Origin of the sequence: Arthrobacter ramosus, from assembly GCF_039535095.1 — a bacterium.
Taxonomy (GTDB): Bacteria; Actinomycetota; Actinomycetes; order Actinomycetales; family Micrococcaceae; genus Arthrobacter; species Arthrobacter ramosus.
The window spans coordinates 1,656,856-1,674,555 of the sequence record NZ_BAAAWN010000001.1 but is presented as its reverse complement, the minus strand read 5'-3'; the positions used below and the strand labels follow the sequence as shown (position 1 = coordinate 1,674,555).

The window sequence follows — 17,700 nt, the reverse complement described above, 5'->3', positions numbered from 1 at the left end:
CCGGATGTGATATCAGACACGAGACGGTCTTCCGACCCGCCTATCCGAGGGAGGTTGATGTTTCTCCGGCCCAGGATCAAGAAACTCGGGAAGATACCCCGAACCAGGCTCAACCTGCCATCCAGTCCCAGAATCACCCCTGCTTCCCCGACCTCTTCCACGCGCCGCTCACTGATACCGCTAAACCCAACAAACCGAGGCGTCCAAGACCGGCCCTGACGGACCCGGCGCTGAGCCCTGCCACGACCGCGAGCTTCTCCACCGAGCTCGTCGAACGGACGGGCAGGGCGTCGAGCAGGATCAGGTCCTCGAGGGTGAGTCCGTCGTGGTCTGAGGCGGCCGTTTCCTTTTCGCCGACGAGCCCCTCACCGCTCGACCCCGCCAGTTCAGCGATCTCTCCGACGTCCGTGACGCAGACAGCCCCGCCATCCCGGAGGAGCCGATGGCAGCCCGCAGAGTTGGCGCTGTGGATGGATCCCGGGACCACGGCGACCGCCCTCCCGATGGATTCAGCATGATGAGCTGTATTCAGGGCACCCGAACGCCATCGCGCTTCCACCACCACGGTCACCGCGGCCAAGGCGGCGATAATCCTGTTCCGCTGAAGGAAGCGGTAACGGGTAGGCGCCGAGCCCGGGGGAACCTCGGCGATGACCGCCCCTTGGTTTGCCACGGCACGCAGCAGGCCCTCATTTCCGGACGGATAGTATCGGTCCACGCCCCCGGCCATCACCGCGATGGTCGGCATGTCGCTGGTGCCCCCGGCCAAAGCCCCGCGGTGCGCGTGGGCGTCGATCCCGTAGGCCCCTCCGGACACGACCGTGCAGCCGCGCTGACCCAGCCCATAGGCAAAGTCACCCGTTACAGAGGCCCCGTAGCTCGTACTGTCCCGTGAGCCGACAAGCGCCACTACCCGCCGCACGGGTGGAAACTCCAATTCGTGTCCCCGCCACCACAAACACAACGGTTCATGAAGGCCCAGATCTGCCAACTGCGAGGGCCACAACGGGTCGCCGGGGATGATCATGCGGCCACCGAGGCGTTGCATGGTGGCAAGATCGCGTTCCGGGGCAAGGTCCGGGATCCGGGGCGCCCACCGGCGCAACGCAGCGGCCAATCCGGCCCCGGCAGAAGAAACCCCGCTGTCAACCAACAAGGAAGCCACTTCCTGCTCAAGCCCATGCCCGGGAGCGAGCTCGCCGGTAGCTATTCTGAGACCGTCAACGGCCCCGGCGGCTTGCACGAGCGCGAGTCCGGCCGCATCTTGCGGTTCCATGAGCCGTGACAACGCTGCCCGGGCTACGCGCTCCCTTTTCCGGTCCGGAGCGTCCGAGGTGAGCTGCTGGCCGTGTTCAGTCATGGCGTGTCCTTTCATGCGGCCGCAACCGCCTGCCGCAAGCCGAGGGCCTGCCCGATGTCGTCGCTGTGGGGTTGGTCCCTGTGGCCCAGGTCCGCGAGGGTCCACGCGAGACGCAGGACGCGGTCGTAGCCCCTCGCAGTGAGGATTCCACGCTCCAGGGAAGTGTCAAGAATCTTCGTGGTCGTAGAAGGCAGGCGCAGTTCGCCGCGCAGCACACGCCCGGGAACCTGCGAGTTGGTTTCCATCCCGAAACTCCCCAGGCGTTCACGTTGCAGCGACCGGGCGGCATGGACCCTCCCGGCGACCGTGGCTGTGTCCTCCTCCGCGCCGGATTGCCCAAAGTCCGCGAGGGATACACGTTCCACCTGGAGCTGGATGTCCACTCTGTCCAGCAAGGGCCCGGACATGCGCCCGAAGTAGCGGCGTCGCATCACCGGAGTGCAGGTGCAATCGACTCCCTTCCCCGTGGCCTTCCCGCAAGGGCAAGGATTCGCCGCGAGAACCAGCTGGAAACGGGCCGGATATGCAGCGGTGCCGGCGGAGCGGTGAATGACCAGCTCTCCACTCTCCAGAGGTTGCCGCAGGGCGTCCAGGACCCGGCGTTCGTACTCGGGTGCCTCGTCAAGAAACAAGACGCCACGGTGCGCCCGTGATGCCGCCCCGGGCCGCGGCAGGCCGGAACCACCGCCGATGATTGCTGCGGCGGTCGCGCTGTGATGGGGATTTTCAAAGGGCGGGCGGCGCAATAGCTGTACCGAGTCAACATGGACAGCCGAAAGCGAATGGATCGCCGTGACTTCCATGGCTTCCCGGTCCCCTAAATCCGGCAAGAGTCCCGGGAGCCGCTCGGCAAGCATCGTCTTGCCGGCACCGGGGGGTCTATGTGAGGGGTATGTTTTTCGCTCATCAACGAGGAAGAAAGATCCCTGCTAAATCAGCACAAACAGGCCCACTCCACTGCAATTACCACATACACACTGGTTGGCGAGCTCAGTTCCCGCGATGGAACTGAGGTGAAGTCAGACGTCTCGGTGCCTCCCCTATCACGGATGTCCAGCCCGGCGGATATGCTAGGCCTTTAGCCATATGCCCCGAATTTAGGTGGGCAGGCGCAGAGCAGTAACCCGTCTCCAGACCGTTTTCACGGACGGCGGCGACAGTAAGCCAGTCACTGACCCGATCTCGACCGGAATGGAAAACTTGTTCTCCAAGCCGTACTTGAGTTTGTATTCCTCTAAGGGGCCGCCGAGCTCCGCACACGCGTTTTCAGCCACTCCGCCGAACCTGGAGGAATGCCCTGATTGAATACTTCACAGCGTCGCCACTTTCGTCCTCGGCCAGGAGGCCCGGAAGCTGGAGCGCAACTGCGTCCGCGTCAAACAGCTGCGGCTCGCTCTCACTGTTGATCGTGGCCCGCAGAATGCTCTCCGACCAGCTCGAGAACCAGCTGCAGTCCAGGCGGGGGCGCTTTCCCATCGCTCTGGTTATTGGGCCGCCTCGAGACTTTCGGGTGCTCCCTGCTCTCTTGCCGGTATCGGCCGAAGACGGAGAACGAACGGAATCGCTTCGACGAAACGGACTGCGGACCTGTATTTTTCTGCCACTTCTTGCGCCGTCATCGAGGCAGTCTGGGTAGCCAGATCTAGATGTATGAGCACATTCCTGGCCTGCCCGAGCGCCAGGAAGTCCCGTGCCGCATCGTTCAGCCAGTCATGTTGAACTAACTGGGTCGCGAAATGCGCCTTACATTGTGGGCCAAACAGTCCCACGAACGCATTCACATTTGCGGCATCCCAGTTGAACAGCGAGTGGTACTGGCGGTTCAGAGCCTTCTTCTTTACGAAAGCCGCCACCGGTTCGAGCTCCGAGATTTCCGAATAAAAGGTCTCTATGTGGTCCGTCACATCACGTTCAAAGCGACTAGCGACCGACAGAATGAGGACTTTCGGCAAGTCTGAATGGTAGACGTTCAGCAGCGAGTATTCATTGGCCTCACCAAGCAGATCACCAATTTCGATACGCTCCTCAAAGTAGCTTTCCAGACTCATGAGATGTTACTTCTCACCGCGAAGGTAGGCACGCGCGACTGCAACACGCTGCAAAATGTTCTTTGTATCCGTCGTATGAGTTTCAGTGGCATCGACGAATTCCGGATCAACCTTGAGCCTCGCAAGTACGTCATCACGCAGGGTGGGCTGCCCCCCTTTCTCGCATTCTTGGGCGTACGCCGCGAAGATCGCTTCGAAAATGGGGACGCTGAACCGCTCTGAAATCAGGAACGCGGCGCGGTCCACGTGCCGAGTATCTTCGAGGAATCGCTCAAGTGCCATCCGGCGTGGCCGAATCTGTTCTTGCTTGAACAAGCGAGTGCGATCCGCATACCGATCGAGGAATCGCACCATGGAAGGTCGATACTCGTCCGATTCGTCCGCCATGGCGAATGCACGCAGCAGCACTTCGATGTCGCGAAGTCGAGGATCTGGAGTAGCGACACCAAACAGCTGACGCCAGACGGGATCCATATTGAACTCGACAATCTGTTCCATGAAGGCTGAATCAGCCAAACTCATGCGAATCTCTTGAGCAGTTAGGTTTACGCCCGTTGTGTTGAGTCTGTTGAAAATTTCGTAGACGGCACCGCGGCCATCAGGATTGACCTGCTTGATCACGATATTTCGGAGAGTACGCATGCCGAGTTGGATTTGCCGCTCTTCTAACGTGTCGTATTTGAGCCCGTGCAACGGATTACTCGGGCCGTTCTGGGGCGACGGCAGATGCAACCTGAAAGATTCAAACAGCCCGTCATCTGAGAGAATGTGAGGCGGAATACCCCCTTGCTGCCCCCAGAATTCGCGAAGCCTCGGCTTTGCGGTCTTACGGGGAAAGCGCCCAACCAAGAAAAAGTAGATGGACATCAAGCGCTGTTGTCCATCGATAATCTGGAATGAGTTCCGTGCTTCCTCGTACAGGAAGACCTGCGGAACGGGGAGGCCGAGAATCAAAGACTCAATGAGTTTCGAAGCACGTGCCCGATCCCAAACGAAATTGCGCTGATACCTAGGGACCTTCACCGCGCCCGTATCGAGAAAGTTCTTGATGGTCAGAACGTTGAAGTCGTTTGGCGTGGACACCAAGTCGTACTCTCCGACCACTGCCGCACCAGTACTCTCCTCAAGGGGGTCGAAGAGTAGGCCTTCGACGTCTACCTCCTCGGTTACATCCTCGGTCGAGTCGATCACTTGCTCGTTCACTGGCGGGCGCCTATCAGTAGATAATGGGTTCCATGTGATGCTACAGGTTTCGCTTACTTTGTCCCGATCGATCCATGTATTCGACACCGCCGCTCGACGAAGGCGCCATGGATGCCGAGGCAGAACCCGTACCTTGTTCGAAATGGCCTTCGTCAAGGGCAAAGACTTCGTCCGTACCGATCACTCGGCGCTGCCGCTTCTCCAGGACCTGCGATCGAAGGTCGAGCCGGCACGTCGATCTCCGGGCCGATCTCGGTCAGCGGTCTTCGTGTGGGTACCGTTGCGGGAGTTGTCGCTCCCACGCCCGGACACACGTCATTTATACGGGCCTTCGTCATCAGACTGTGGGGGGCCTATTGCCGTGACCGCCTGCGACTCGAGCGTTCGAAGCCCGCCGGGCGTCACCATGGCCGAGCCAGCCCCACGACGCAGTCAGCCATGGGTCTGCGCTCATCGTCCGCCATCGTGCGCGCGCGGCGTTCAATGAACGCGATCACCTGAAAGCGAAAGCCGCGCGGGCAGTTCACTTCTCGTTCCTGGCAGACTACCACGATGAAGACTTAGTGCCGTTTCTCGACGGCTGGAGCCCCCACGGCCCCCATGGGATGAGATAAAAGCATAGTCACTTGGTATGCGCTGATTTCTGCCGGTTCGGGGCACTTCCAGGACTGTGATGTCCGGACGGTTGAAGTCCAACATTCCCTGGGATTCTCTCTCGGGGACCTCCGCATGCGGTTCATGAGATTGATAGTGCCAGGCACGATGCCGTCAAGCGGATAGTACTTTCCCCTACACGAGCAGGCAGAGTCTGTGGCATCAAAAGGACAAGAAGCTGTTCGGTGCCCCAGGGCGGTTAGTCCTCGATCCTCAGGCAGCTGCAGCACCACAGCAGTTTCGATGGGTTTGACGACTACTCGTCGAGTTGCTGCATCCTGACCGCCGCATGGTCGCCAGCGGCAGCGAGCCCGTCGACAATGCGATGGTAACGGTTCAGGTTCTCGCCATCGAATGCACGGTCCGCGCGCAGCTCGGAAGCCCATTCCTCAAAGGTCCAGAGGTGGTTGGCGAAGAGTTCGAATCTCCCATCCATGATGACTTCGATCCATTCCAAGGCAGTTGAAGCCTGCCAACCCGCGGGTGCGCTGCGAGCGAACCTGGTGACAACATCGACGGACTTCGGCTCCCAGCGAGCAAGTGGCAACCAGCGGTCCATAAGCCCCTCCAAGACTTCTGGTTGTACCCAGTTCTCCCTGCACTTCCTTAAGACCCCATCAATGTCGGAGTCATACGAGTGTGGTCTCGGAACCGGCATGAGGGATGCCGGCACATAGCCGTACCAGGAATGGTCCTCGCGAAGAGCCCCACCATCTCCTACTACGTCGAGTGCGGCACCCATGGCTATCGGCCAGAAGTCGAAGAGTTGATCTCTAATCGATTCATCATAGGTGAAGACCTCGGCAAGGCTTTCCATCAGTTGGTGCAGGGGTTTTGCATGTGTTGCGAATGATTGGATGTGGCTGGTCAGCGGCTCCCAGTCGCCGCTGAGTGCCAGCTCGACAAGACGTCTGGAAATCGGTGCCTGGTTGATGTGGGACTGGTGGTCGTAGTCCTCTGTCCACCAGTGTTTAAGTGACCGCTCGTGGGCCTTCCAGAGCGGAGTCCACAGCTCCCGGACTTGCTCTGACACACACGCGACATCCCTGGCATCGACCATGCATGACACGGGCATTCTCAAACGGTTCAGGAGGAGATCATCGTCCTTCACGTTTGGAAGACTGGCATGGTACGGCTGGCCCAAGTCGCCCGGGACTCGTCTCTGACTGTCCAAGTCGAATGGACCGAGTTCTGCCGCTGCGAGGCTGCCGATGGCGGCCCTCCAAGCTGCAACGTGGCGAATGCACTGACCCGACCCCGCGTCAAATGCGCAAGGGACGTTCCACAACTCCGAACATCCAATAGCCAAGCCGGCGCGCACCTCGTCGAACAGGCTGTTCGCCAAGCCCTTCAGACAGCCGATGATCCGGTTTCGGTCAAGGGTCAAAGAATCGAATGCAGGCATCAGAAGTAGGGGGACCGAGACGGCAGCAGCACGGTCCGCCCCCATCGAGTACATGGTGCCCGAGAAGCTCATGCCATCAATCTGAGGGTTCTCGGCCGCGTGCATGATGACATCCGCCGCCCATCGAACATCCTCGTCTTCCAGCTCTGAAAGGCCAAGCGCGTGAGCCCTTACGGCGGCCGCTGCGACAGACGCAACGGGATTCTCGGGCGACATGAACTGTTGTGGTGACTCTCCTTCAATGATCGTGCGTGCTGATTTTATGTCCTCAGACAGAGTGTCCAGTGGCCACTCCTGTGGTTTGTCGTTGTGAAACGCGTAGCGACTCTGCAACGCGTAAAGAGTGTTGGTGAGTTGAAGTTGGTGTGAGCTCGGAGCAAGCACCTTCTCCAACTCTGGGGGTCGTTCAAACTGGACGATTAGCCCATCGTCGGCCTTGCTTGCACGGTAGTTCTCGAAATCGAACTCAGCTGCCCAGCTCTCGATCATGGCAAGGTACTCGGGGTCTACCGGGCGGTCTCCAAACGACGCCTGAGCATTCGCAACGAGTCTTTCACCGACCGACTTCAATTGAGCCAGTCGTGTTTCGTCACCTCGCAGCCTGGCATTGACCACCAAGTGCCCAACAATTTCGTGTGGCGTGATGCGCCTTCGTTCCGTGCCCGTCAGTTGATCGGCACCGGCGTCCCGGACTCTGAACCCATGCTCGCCAACGACGCGTGCGGTCTCCAGGTGCCAGACCTCGGGCTGTGCGAGGAAGGCATCGAGCTCCGCGTCCACTTCGTCAAGGTGACGGACGAGGAATCCAACCACGAGGCCAAGCGTCGCCAAGTTGTTCGAGTCGCGTAGCAGGATCTGTATGACGTTAGCGAGAGGCAGGCTCAGTTGGTTCTTGACTTCATCGACGAACTTCTCCAGAGCGAGTAGCGCACTCATACAGGGGTACGGGCCGACGGTCGTGCCGCGGTACCAGCCCCACACGTGCGAGTCGCCAATATAGGTTCGCCGACCAAACGTCGCGACCGCCATCTCTACGCCCCTAGGCTCGGTGCCTTGACCAACTGCATCGCCCAGTTCATCGAGGATACCCATTCGGAACCTCGCTGCGTGGTCGAGCATCCGGTTGATGAAGGCGACTGTCTCTCTCGGTAGTGCCATTAAAAGCCGATAGAACGGGCCGTAGTACCAAGCTGCAAACGGGGGTCCGAATCCATATCGTGAACCGTGATGCATATCTCGGATTCCATCATCACCTATGTGTCTACCAGCACCCCAATGGTCGTTTCGGCGTGGCTTCTCGATGTAGTAGGCCTCTGCAAGTTCTAGCATCAGCAGCGGGTTGTGCTGCGACATGGCGATGGCGACCGCCACGGACTCGACTGCCTCATCCAAGCGATACGGGTCATGGCTTGCGATCTTCCGCAGCCAATCCTCGACGCGGTCATCCAAATCAGCACCGAGGCAGGCAAGAGCCTCAACCGCGAAGTCGTCATACGTAGGGGGGTCGCTTTCGAGGATCCTATCCCGAACGGCCTGCCGCAAGGGATTCGGGTCGCCGTCGGCCAGGGCCATCCCCCTCAGCCAGGCAAGCACGAGCTCCCTGATGAGTTCGCCCAGCGTCTTGTTCTTGATTCTCCCAGCGGCTGCAATGTCCCGCCCTTGCACGTAGGCGACGGAAACGATGCCCGCCAGTGCGTGGACATCCCCGAAGCCACCTTCGGCGAATCTTGCTTGGGCTAGCCGCAACAACACCTTGAGGCCCGCGAAGTCGTCATCAGCGAGTTCTGCCCATACTTCGCCGAGCGCTGCTTCAGTGTCGCCGAGCGCCAACAGTGCCTCGTACGGAACATCCATCCACCGTTCCCCATAGGTGTCTGCCAGCAGGGAGAATTCCTGCTCGAGAGCCCGCCACTCAGTTGCTAGACCCCCACGAAGCCTGGCCTGCGCGGCAACCCGCGCAGCTCGGATGGTCCAACGTGGGGCGCCAGCGTCGGCCAGTCCGTTCCATCCTTGCGTCAGGATATATTTGCTCACGGCGAAGTCGCGGTATAGGTCTGAGGAAAACTCATCGCCGCGTGAGAAGGCAGGGTTCATCTGCGGCTTGAAGACCCCGTTCGACCTGAGCTCGGCCGCGGCTGATCCCGGACGGTCTTGGGCTCCGAGGCCAAGTGCACGACCGGCGAGAACGAGAGCCGCGCCCTCGCGATCATCCGGGGAGGCCTTCCCGGGCTCGCGGTGCTCGCGGTTTCGAATAAGGCTGTTCCAGACCGTAGAGAAGACATCTGCCTCGCAGAGCGCCGACTCCGGCGCAATCATTTCACCGGTCCTCAAGAGCGCCTCCACGAGACCAGGCCGTCCAAGCAACCATTGAACACGGGTGTCACCTGCGAGGTGGGCCAAGGTTGGGAAATGCGACGGCAGACTCTGACGCTCTTCGTCTGTGAGCGGTGGAACTTCGAATACCTGTGGAACTGGGTCCGCGCCACTCCGCTGCGCGGCCTGCGCCAGGACCTCTTGGGTTTGCGCTGATCCATCGGTGCGCGTTACAGCAACGACAGCCAGTCCGGTCTTGAGCGCAGAAGTGGCGAGGCTTTGGAGTACCCTTTGCTTTCCTTCTAGGACCGCTTCGGCACCGTCAATCAGCAAGAGCCGAGCGGGACCCACTCCAGCCGTTGAAAGTAGTTCCTCTATTGACACCGATCCCAGCAACGCTTCGACTTCGATGACGGTTGGGGGCAGGTCCCGCAGGCTCAGTTGCACAGTCACGGCGCCGTTGGTCTGCAAAGCCTCGACTGCTTTCAGGGCGAGCGATGACTTACCGACATCAGGCTCGCCCGTGACGACCAGGCAGCGCTTGGCACCGCAGGTACTGGTGATCAACTCAAGTAGTTGCGAGGCAATGTCAGCACGCTCCAACTCCACCTGTCCAGCACCGGCACCAAGAGTGGGCTTTACTGAGTCACGGAGTGCATTTCCAAGTCGGTCGAGCACACCCCACGCTGTAGCGTATCTGGCAGATCTCGACAAAGGGTAGTTGCTAAGGCTGCGGCGAATCAAGGACTGCGTCAGCACTGCTGCCTGCGGCGCCCATTCCCCTACGAGCTCTTCAATACGGGAGAATAGCGCATCGGCCACTGCAGTTGTGCCGTCATGAAGCATGCGTTGGAGTGTGTTGACTGCGGTGGTGCGGTCCGCACGGTCATTTCGTTCCAGCCGCAGCCGACGACTGCTGAGACTGGAGAGGAGGCGCCAAGTCAGATCTTCCGCGCTCAATCCACTGACCGAGGAAAGCCCCTCCGCTGCCTGCTCAACGAGGCTCTTGATATGGCCGTACCGATCACGAAGGCCTGCATTCGTCCTGCCCGGCTGCGACAAACGGCTCGCCATTTCCTCTCCATTCGGGAGGGAGCGAGCGAGCTCGGTGAGCTCGGCGAGCTGCGTGATTGCATTGGCGTTGGTGGACACTGCGAGAACCAACCGCCATCTGCCCTGCGACAGCTCAGACCAGTGGTCGCCGACAACAGCCAAGAAGTCTCGAACCAGAGGGACTGACGCACTGTCACTCTTAGTCAGGGCAGGGCTTCTGCGAACAGCGATGGACGACCGATGCACGTCCCCTTGAGCATCGCGACCCTCGATCAGGATGTCATCAACTTCGCTCACGTCGCTCGCTTGGAGGCGAATTGACTCCACAGACACGGCATCGCCGAGCTCCGCCAAGGATTCGCCGGCAAGGAGCCCCGCAACCAAACATGCTGCGTACGAATGCTCCAGTCGGACGCCGCCGCCGCCTGTCGAGTAGGGGCTCGAACCGGCGGCCGGCGCTGATGCGGCAGGCACGATTTCCTCCAACCACGCGCTGATCGAGGGGTTCGAGACAACCAACTGCCACAGGGTGGCCCTTCCTGACTTCTTCGACGCCACGAACCCTGCTTCCAACAACGTGGCCAAGGCGCCGGTCGCCGTTGTTGGCGATACGCCCAGGGCTGCCGCAATCTTACGGCCGGAGAGCGCTGGGACATTCTCCGCGAGCACCTTTAGAGTGCTGTACGCCGTACGGCTGAGCGTTGCCTGTAGGGTCTCTCCCGCAGTTGCCATAGCGCAAGGCTAGTACTACGTGTCCAGAAAAACTGGACACCGCCAGCGTTGCGTGTCGGGCGATGCGTCAACAGCAGGTAAGCCTGGTATACGAGCTCATCGTCATGTCTACGTTTAAGGACATAGACCCGGGGGTCCGCGTATCGGTGTATTGGTGCACCCATATTCGAGGAGAAAAGATCCCTGCTAAATCAGCACAAACAGTACTGTCCCACTGCGATCACCACATGTTCACTAACTGTCGAGTTCCGACAGCACACGCCGGCCAAACTCGCCGTCAAGGGCGAAGGAAAGAGTTGGTGGTGCATCCGCGTAGGTTCCCGGAACTGAAGGCACGTCCCTGTTTCGCCGCCGCTCGGATTTCGGTTGTGGGCACAGGAGGCTCACGGGCAGAGCGCTCCGATGCCGTTGCCGGCGGTTTTCCACATAGACCAAGACTCCCCTACCGGCGGCCGGCCGCTGCTGCTGCACTGAAGCCATGCTCAGCTACGAAGACATCATCCTGCTCGGAGAGGAACGGGTCCTCGTCATCCAGGAACACCAGGACGGCCGCTGCTGGTGTGGTCAGACTTGGGATTGAGTGACGTTGATGGCTGCATGTTCGTGCTTCTGCGGCAGGACTACATGCAAAAGACCGGACCAGGGAGTATCCCCGAGGCAACGTGCGACACCGCGCGACGCTGTCGCGTCCAGGCTGTGGCTCGACGGACGGCAGCGTTAGGAGCCGGTTCCGGGTGCAAAGAACCATTCGCGCGCGCTCTTGGCGGTCGAGCGAAGCTGCGGATGATCCCGTACGATCTCGCGCTGCCGTTCGGCAGGCACACCGAGCTCATGCAGCAGGTTGAGGGTCACGACGGCGGTGGTCACGTCCACGACAGCGATCAGCTCTTCAAAGGAGTGCTTGGGAGTTTTGCCTTCATGCGCCAGGTCGTTCCGTGCCAGAGTAGTCCGTCGCGCCCACCTGTCCACGTCCGGCATAAGCATGGAGATCGCCTCATGGTCGGGTCGCGCAGCGAGGGCGTGCAGCCGGTCCCGAAGCGTTGGATCGTTGCGGATGGCTCCCTTGAATCTCTCTCGGTGTTCCTCAGGAACGTGCTCAAGCGTCGCTTCGCGCATCGGTTTGAACTCGTCCGCCGGGAACGGTCGTTCATCGATTCGGAGACCACGGTGCAGCACTTCGGCCGCGCCGACTGCTGTGAGGAGATTGTTCTCGACGTAGCGGGCCGGTGCGTAGCGGAGGCCCAAGGTCATGTTGATCGCTGCCTGTAGCCGCCCGTGCGCATCGATCCAGCGGGGAACGACTTCCTCGAACGGGATCGATGCGCACGTGAAGAAAATGCGGTGTTGGTCAACAACCTTGGCATCGTGCTTGCCGAGGACTGCCGGCGAGTAGAGCACATCGGCGTTCCGGCGCAAGGCAAGGCGGTTACCACGCGGTTCAGAGTCGGTTTCTGCCACCTCCAGCCTGAGCCAAATTACACCCGTGGCACGGTGCATCGCGAGCGCGATCAGATCCTGTATTAGGCTGGCCGCTTTCAATGCGCTGCTCAAAGAAAATGCTTCCACGGGGGCGACTCGCACGAATGCGGTGTCGCGCATGCGCCCGACGGTACTGCCTTTACGCTGATCAAAATACGGCAGCGCGTGCCGGTGCGACAGACGGTACTCGGTTCCTTCGAACTCGACGGACTGAACTTCCGCAGTCTTCACAGAGATGCTCCCGCTGCCGTCCAGTTTGCCATCGTCGTGGGCTCCAAGAAGGCCCTCGAACACCGACGAGGCCGCCCAGAGGCCAAGGTCTTCGACTGACACCTCGGCAGCGGAGAATACCGCCTCGTCCTCGCTGCTCACGTGCACGCCGATAAGCGCCCTCGTCGCCACCACAGTCTGCTTATCTGGGCTTTTCACCCGCGCACCGTAGGTCCGCTTGCCGCCATTCGGGATGCAGCCGAGGAGGGTGATCTCGCGCTGTTCGGCCGCGCCGTGGATCACGTCCCACGTCTGCTGCCCTTCGTGGACCGCGACAACACCTGGCGCGAGTGTCGTCATGAGGCGGTCTTCAAACGCGCCGATCAGCGACAGCGTTAGACCGTCCCCAGGCTCGTATCGAAGGAATCCGGGGACCCGGTAGTCCGGGTCGTCTGGCAGCCACCAGAGACCAGCCCACTCGGCAGAAGCATCGAGGTTCAGAGGGTCATCGGCCATGGCGCTTCCTACCGCAGCTCGGAACAGAACAAGTGCGAAACGGCCCTGGGCCCGTCTGCAAGCGGAACTGGTATCGATACTAATATCGGGCGCGCTCATGATTGCGAAAGGCGCGAGTCGCACAGAGCGATACCGGTGATTGAAAAACCAGCCCTGAGCAGCCTAGCTCCGCAAAACCTCATCCTGCATTCCAAGGATCAGATCGGTTGTAACACCGGTCCAGCCGAATCGGAGAAGCAGGTCGCGGGATACTTCCGCTGCAGCGTTCTTGATGTCATCTTCAATGAAGTCTGGCGCGAGTACGATACGCCGCTCCCACCGGTGTCCACCCATTCGGTAGCTGCCATGGAAGCCGCCCCGTCGTGGATCCGCAACTACCAGCTCCCATCCTTGCGCTCCCTCTACCGCGAATTCCACCACGAGCGGCTCTGTCGATGTCGTGGCCTTCTGCAACCGAGCAGCGAACGCCATCGCCTCAAGAATGAACATGACCGGGAACCACACGGGGAGATACGATCCCTCAGATTCAGTGCCCGCGAGCCCGTCCCAATCGGGACCGTATCCACTGGGAAATGGCCGGATGTCCACGAACTGCCCCGACTGATAAATCCCCCATGCCTCGGGATGCATGCTCGTTTGTGCCTCGCCGACCCAGCGATCACCGAACACAACGCTCTGGACGAACGGGAACGGCCAGCCGCGAAAACGCACTGCGTTGCTCCCCACGAGGCCAGATAAACCTTCGTACTCCAATCGATCGGCCTGATAGACCTCCGGACGAGTCGCAACCGATATCCGAGGCAGACCTGCGACTCCCGACGCCACGGACTCCTGCAGGAAGCCGGCACGCTCAGCCATGAACTGGTCGATGTCATTCTGTCCGATGGCCTCCACCGCCAGTCCCGCGTGCCGGGCGGTGCGGAGAAACGTCTGCAGCTGCTTCTCCGTGGCAATGGCGAGTACTTCGCGCAACTCGTTCTGCGTATTGCTGGCCGAGCTCTCCGGCCTCGCCATGGAGCGCGTGTAGAGCTGTCCGCGCACGATCTTGCCGCTGAACTCCTTGGCGCTCAGAATGGGGATTTCGGCGAACTCCGCGACCTCGATCACGACGACCGACGCCCCGCTCGGGAGGTGCCTTTCCGCGAGCTGAAGTTGAAGCGGCGGATCCGCGTATGCGTTCACCTTCGCGACCACGATGTCGTAGCTCAGCCATTCAGCCAGCTGAGTCTCGTCGAGCCCACCCTGGGCTCCCCCGGGATCCTTGTCCACTACCCCGATCACAAGGTGACCCCCGTCACGCTGGTTGGCCAGTGCTATGCAGGCTCTGGCCACCACCGCGACAAACTCGGACGAGGAAGTCGAGCCCGGACCCTTGAACTCGATGCTCCGCGACTCCACGCCGACTTCAATGAGCGCGGCAAGTTCGTCATCATTCAGCATGGGCTCATACTCCCATACGGCCCCTCCGACAGTTTTATCGATGGGAAGCGAGTTCTTCACCGGGGTCTACGGCCCCCAAGCCTCCGTAGATTACAGTCGCCTCATGGATGCTGGGTTCTGGGTTGCGGTGGCCGCTGTCGTCATGTCGGTAGTTGCGTTGATCCGCGGGGAGATTCTCCAGCGCCGTGGAGGGCCTGAGGCTGCCCGGCGACGTGCCGTGGAGAATGCGGCGGAAGCCCTAGGTGCCGTCGTGGCCCTCGTCGAGCATGCTGACACCAAGATGCCGCCGAGCTCCGAGATTAGCGCTGTCATGCAGAACTTCGAGCGTGAATGCCTACGGTGGGAACCCATGCTCCCTACCGGAGCAAGGCACGTCCGAGTCAGTGTGCGGCAAGCGATGGCCCATTGTTTCGGTCCTCCGGCATGCGGAGCCATCGACCCGAAAGCTGCAGAAGAGCCTGCGCATCCTTTCGACAGATACTGGTGGGACATCGGCACGACCTATCTGGAACACGCAAGGAATTGCCTGGGTGCCTGGCTGATAGACGATCGGCGCAACCGCCAGATGCGACTTCTTCCGTACTATCTTTGGCGGCGCGACGAAGACGAGGCTGCCAGAACTGGCTATTCTCAAAAGCCGGGAGTCGCGCCCATTGACGGCTGAGTCGATCATTGGTTCTGGACGTTACTAACCATGGACCGACTCGGATGGGGTATTCCATTGCCACAGCACCCTAAGCCACTGAGCGTTTTACAGTCCAAAGTCTTGAGATGGGTCAACGACGACTGCCCGGGCAGCATCTTCGAAGGCTACTCACATCGGATAGCCGCCCGAGCCTTGGCGGACGATCGGTACATCACCATTACAGGCAAGGGGCCGAGCTGGACCGCCAAGATCACCCAGCGGGGTGTGGAGCTCCTTGAGGGTATCGATGACTCCGCTGCCAACAACCACACCCAGGAATCGGAGGCCGACAAATTCATACAGAAGCTCACTGCCGCAGGCGGCGTCCTTGAGGTCGAGGGCGGATATTCGCACAGCGCAGCCAACGATGCCCTGATCCGTGGAGTTATGAAGTCAGCACTGCGCCCGAAAGGCTACAAGCTCGAGATAAAGAGCGTCGGGTCATGGCAGAGCCCAAAGTACGAGGCACACTGGGCGCGTCATTTCCCTGATGATGTCCACGAGCGCCCGGTCCCGATTCCCGACTCAGTGGGTAAATATCACCCGGTCGCCAAAGTTTTCCGGGACGGCACACCGGGGGTGTCCAAAGAGCACGTCGCCCGGGCAGCCAAACTGCTGCACGCACTGGCCACGGAAAGCACGGCCCGCGGTTATGAAGTCACGCTCCCGTCGAGCCACAAACGCACCGACACTCGGAGACCCACAACCCTGGATGGCGACATCGCCATCACGATCGGCTCAACCACCGTTCCGTTGGAAATGCGGGAACTCCCACCGAACGGCGGAGCCGCAAAGCCATACAACCCCAAATACAACTCCCGCAACCAGTCCTGGACACTTGTAAACAGCACCGATTTCGTATCGACGGGGCGGCTCCAGCTGGAGTTGACAGAAAAATACTCAACCCACGGGCGCCAGGAGCGGTTTCGCGACGGCAAGCGACAGCAACTCGACACCGCCCTGCCGGCCATACTTCGCGAGATCGAAATTCAACATCTAGAAAATGAGTGGAAGCGCGAGCAAGCACGCCTCAAGGAGGAGGAAACGCAGCGACGGTGGGAAGCAGCCATGGAGCGCGCCCGCATACGAATCCAGGACCACCACAAGGCCCAGCAGCTGAAGATTCAGGCGGACGCCTGGGCAGAAGCCGGCATGCTGCGCAAGTACGTGGCTGCCCTGGAGGCGAGGCTGTCCTCCGAACGGGATGTAGAGCTGGTCAATCGCGGGCTTGCCTGGCTGGCATGGACGCGCGACTACATCGACGCCAAGGATCCCCTGCTCCGCCCCATCGAGGTTCCCGTCCTGGCAGACTATCGGGATGAAGATCTTGTGCCGTTTCTCGACGGTTGGAGCCCGCATGGTCCACATGGGATGAGGTAGACGCTTCATCGCTTTTGGTATGCGCTGATTTCTGCCGGTTCCCGGCCCTCCCAGGACACCGCACTTGACCAACATCGTGCCGCCGCCCTGCGGACTCGTGCGAGTCAGTGACCAGGTAGATGCCCTGGGCATCTCCTGATCCCTTACCTCAAATTCACGCTTCTATCGGTCAGGAACTGAGCCGGAGGTCAAAGGTCGCGGCCGCGGGATTCAACCGAATGGGCCGGAAGCGGCTTAGCATTTTCCTGTGCCATATGACCTACATGCGGAAACGCTGTCTGACCGCGACCTCACCTTGATGAAGCAAATAGTCATCGGCCTTGTGCCCGAAGCAGAGAAGCTGACGCGCCTCTCAGCAGGCCAGGCCACGAGGGAGGACTGCCGGGCACAGCAGTTTCAGGATGACGTACTCTGTCAGGCACATCCAACAGCCGGCACGCATCTGCAGCATGCTCAACACGCTGTTTTGGCTTCTACGCCACCGCGGGCTTCGACCATATGCGGGCGTTCGTGACGGTGCTCAAGACCGGGCGTCACATCTTCCCGCTGGCTACCTTGACCAGGGGTGCCGTGGAAGCCTTTGCGAAAGCCAACTATCTGCTCGGGTCTGCGTCTGCCGCGGACCTGCTCCTTAGATACGTGGGCCTCGCATGTTCCGAGCTGCGCTTTTCGGTGCGGCACAGTGACTTCGCGCTCCTCGACGGAACGCAGGTCGACGGCAAGGCTCACCTCGAAGCACTCAGCGGGCTGCCCGCTCAGTTTGGCCTTGGGCAAGCAGCACAGGCATCCCTGACAAACTTGGCATCGGACTTGCTCAGCGAAGGCGCTCCCGGTGTATCCGGCCGGGAATTCTACTCGCAGCTCTCCTCGGTGGCCCATGGAGAGACCTCAGGCGTGACGATGTTTATCGACGCCGGTTTCGAAGAAGGACTCCGGTTTTTTCACAGGCGAGAAGTCCTTGTCCCGTACGCGGGCATGCTCTTCGCCACTTGCCGGACTGTCATGAACAAGGTGGTCGACCATTTCGGAATAGAGCAGGACCACCGCGACAGGTGGCGCGGAGTGACAGAACGGGCCGAGCTGTGGATCGAAGAGCTGCGCAACTCTGACCCACGCCTTTAACCGTCGTCATCCCGACAGAGGGATCAGTAAGCTTTGCCGTGGCCTGTTGAGGGAACTGCGGGGCCTTGCGCTCCGCTCTGAGTCGACTGAGGTCGACACT

9 protein-coding genes and 2 pseudogenes are annotated in these 17,700 nt (G+C 60.6%); 3 read left to right on the top strand and 8 right to left on the bottom strand.

What is annotated here, in order from left to right; translation table 11 throughout:
- Positions 1 to 133 precede the first annotated feature (133 nt).
- The 8 genes and pseudogenes from dprA to ABD742_RS07805 all read right to left on the bottom strand — a co-directional run bounded on the left by dprA (position 134) and on the right by ABD742_RS07805 (position 14,413).
- On the bottom strand, positions 134 to 1,360 hold the full coding sequence (gene dprA, locus ABD742_RS07835) for a DNA-processing protein DprA (protein WP_234752277.1): 1,227 nt from the start codon (positions 1,358 to 1,360) through the stop codon (positions 134 to 136).
- 11 nt (positions 1,361 to 1,371) lie between these two features.
- Positions 1,372 to 2,238, bottom strand: a pseudogene (locus tag ABD742_RS07830) (YifB family Mg chelatase-like AAA ATPase); the annotation flags it as partial.
- A 606-nt stretch (positions 2,239 to 2,844) separates the two neighbouring features.
- Positions 2,845 to 3,408, bottom strand: coding sequence for a HEPN domain-containing protein (locus ABD742_RS07825; protein ID WP_234752275.1), 564 nt, complete (start codon positions 3,406 to 3,408; stop codon positions 2,845 to 2,847).
- Between the two features lie 6 nt (positions 3,409 to 3,414).
- Complete coding sequence (locus ABD742_RS07820; protein WP_234752273.1) at positions 3,415 to 4,611, bottom strand: DUF262 domain-containing protein; 1,197 nt, start codon at positions 4,609 to 4,611, stop codon at positions 3,415 to 3,417.
- A gap of 910 nt (positions 4,612 to 5,521) precedes the next feature.
- Positions 5,522 to 10,522, bottom strand: a complete 5,001-nt coding sequence (locus tag ABD742_RS07815; protein ID WP_344787602.1) for an ATP-binding protein — start codon at positions 10,520 to 10,522, stop codon at positions 5,522 to 5,524.
- 78 nt (positions 10,523 to 10,600) lie between these two features.
- A pseudogene (locus tag ABD742_RS24450) lies at positions 10,601 to 10,768 on the bottom strand (hypothetical protein); the annotation flags it as partial.
- Between the two features lie 717 nt (positions 10,769 to 11,485).
- Positions 11,486 to 12,973, bottom strand: coding sequence for an ApeA N-terminal domain 1-containing protein (locus ABD742_RS07810; RefSeq protein WP_234752269.1), 1,488 nt, complete (start codon positions 12,971 to 12,973; stop codon positions 11,486 to 11,488).
- A gap of 162 nt (positions 12,974 to 13,135) precedes the next feature.
- Positions 13,136 to 14,413: an AlbA family DNA-binding domain-containing protein gene (locus tag ABD742_RS07805; protein WP_234752267.1), complete on the bottom strand. Its 1,278-nt coding sequence runs from the start codon at positions 14,411 to 14,413 to the stop codon at positions 13,136 to 13,138.
- Between the two features lie 40 nt (positions 14,414 to 14,453).
- Here ABD742_RS07805 and ABD742_RS07800 point away from each other — a divergent pair, with 40 nt between their 5' ends.
- The 3 genes from ABD742_RS07800 to ABD742_RS07790 all read left to right on the top strand — a co-directional run bounded on the left by ABD742_RS07800 (position 14,454) and on the right by ABD742_RS07790 (position 17,600).
- Positions 14,454 to 15,077 carry a hypothetical protein gene (locus ABD742_RS07800; protein ID WP_344787599.1) on the top strand — a complete coding sequence of 208 codons (624 nt, stop codon included), beginning with the start codon at positions 14,454 to 14,456 and terminating at the stop codon, positions 15,075 to 15,077.
- 102 nt (positions 15,078 to 15,179) lie between these two features.
- Positions 15,180 to 16,478: a hypothetical protein gene (locus ABD742_RS07795; RefSeq protein WP_234752263.1), complete on the top strand. Its 1,299-nt coding sequence runs from the start codon at positions 15,180 to 15,182 to the stop codon at positions 16,476 to 16,478.
- 510 nt (positions 16,479 to 16,988) lie between these two features.
- A complete protein-coding gene (locus tag ABD742_RS07790) occupies positions 16,989 to 17,600 on the top strand; it encodes a hypothetical protein (protein ID WP_344787596.1) in 612 nt (203 codons plus the stop codon).
- Positions 17,601 to 17,700 lie beyond the last annotated feature (100 nt).

Excerpts from the sequence above, each read along its gene's own strand:
- dprA (WP_234752277.1), bottom strand. The coding sequence starts at position 1,360 with ATGACTGAACACGGCCAGCAGCTCACCTCGGACGCTCCGGACCGGAAA.
- ABD742_RS07800 (WP_344787599.1), top strand. The coding sequence starts at position 14,454 with ATGGGAAGCGAGTTCTTCACCGGGGTCTACGGCCCCCAAGCCTCCGTA.
- ABD742_RS07825 (WP_234752275.1), bottom strand. The coding sequence starts at position 3,408 with ATGAGTCTGGAAAGCTACTTTGAGGAGCGTATCGAAATTGGTGATCTG.
- ABD742_RS07805 (WP_234752267.1), bottom strand. The coding sequence starts at position 14,413 with ATGCTGAATGATGACGAACTTGCCGCGCTCATTGAAGTCGGCGTGGAG.
- ABD742_RS07810 (WP_234752269.1), bottom strand. The coding sequence starts at position 12,973 with ATGGCCGATGACCCTCTGAACCTCGATGCTTCTGCCGAGTGGGCTGGT.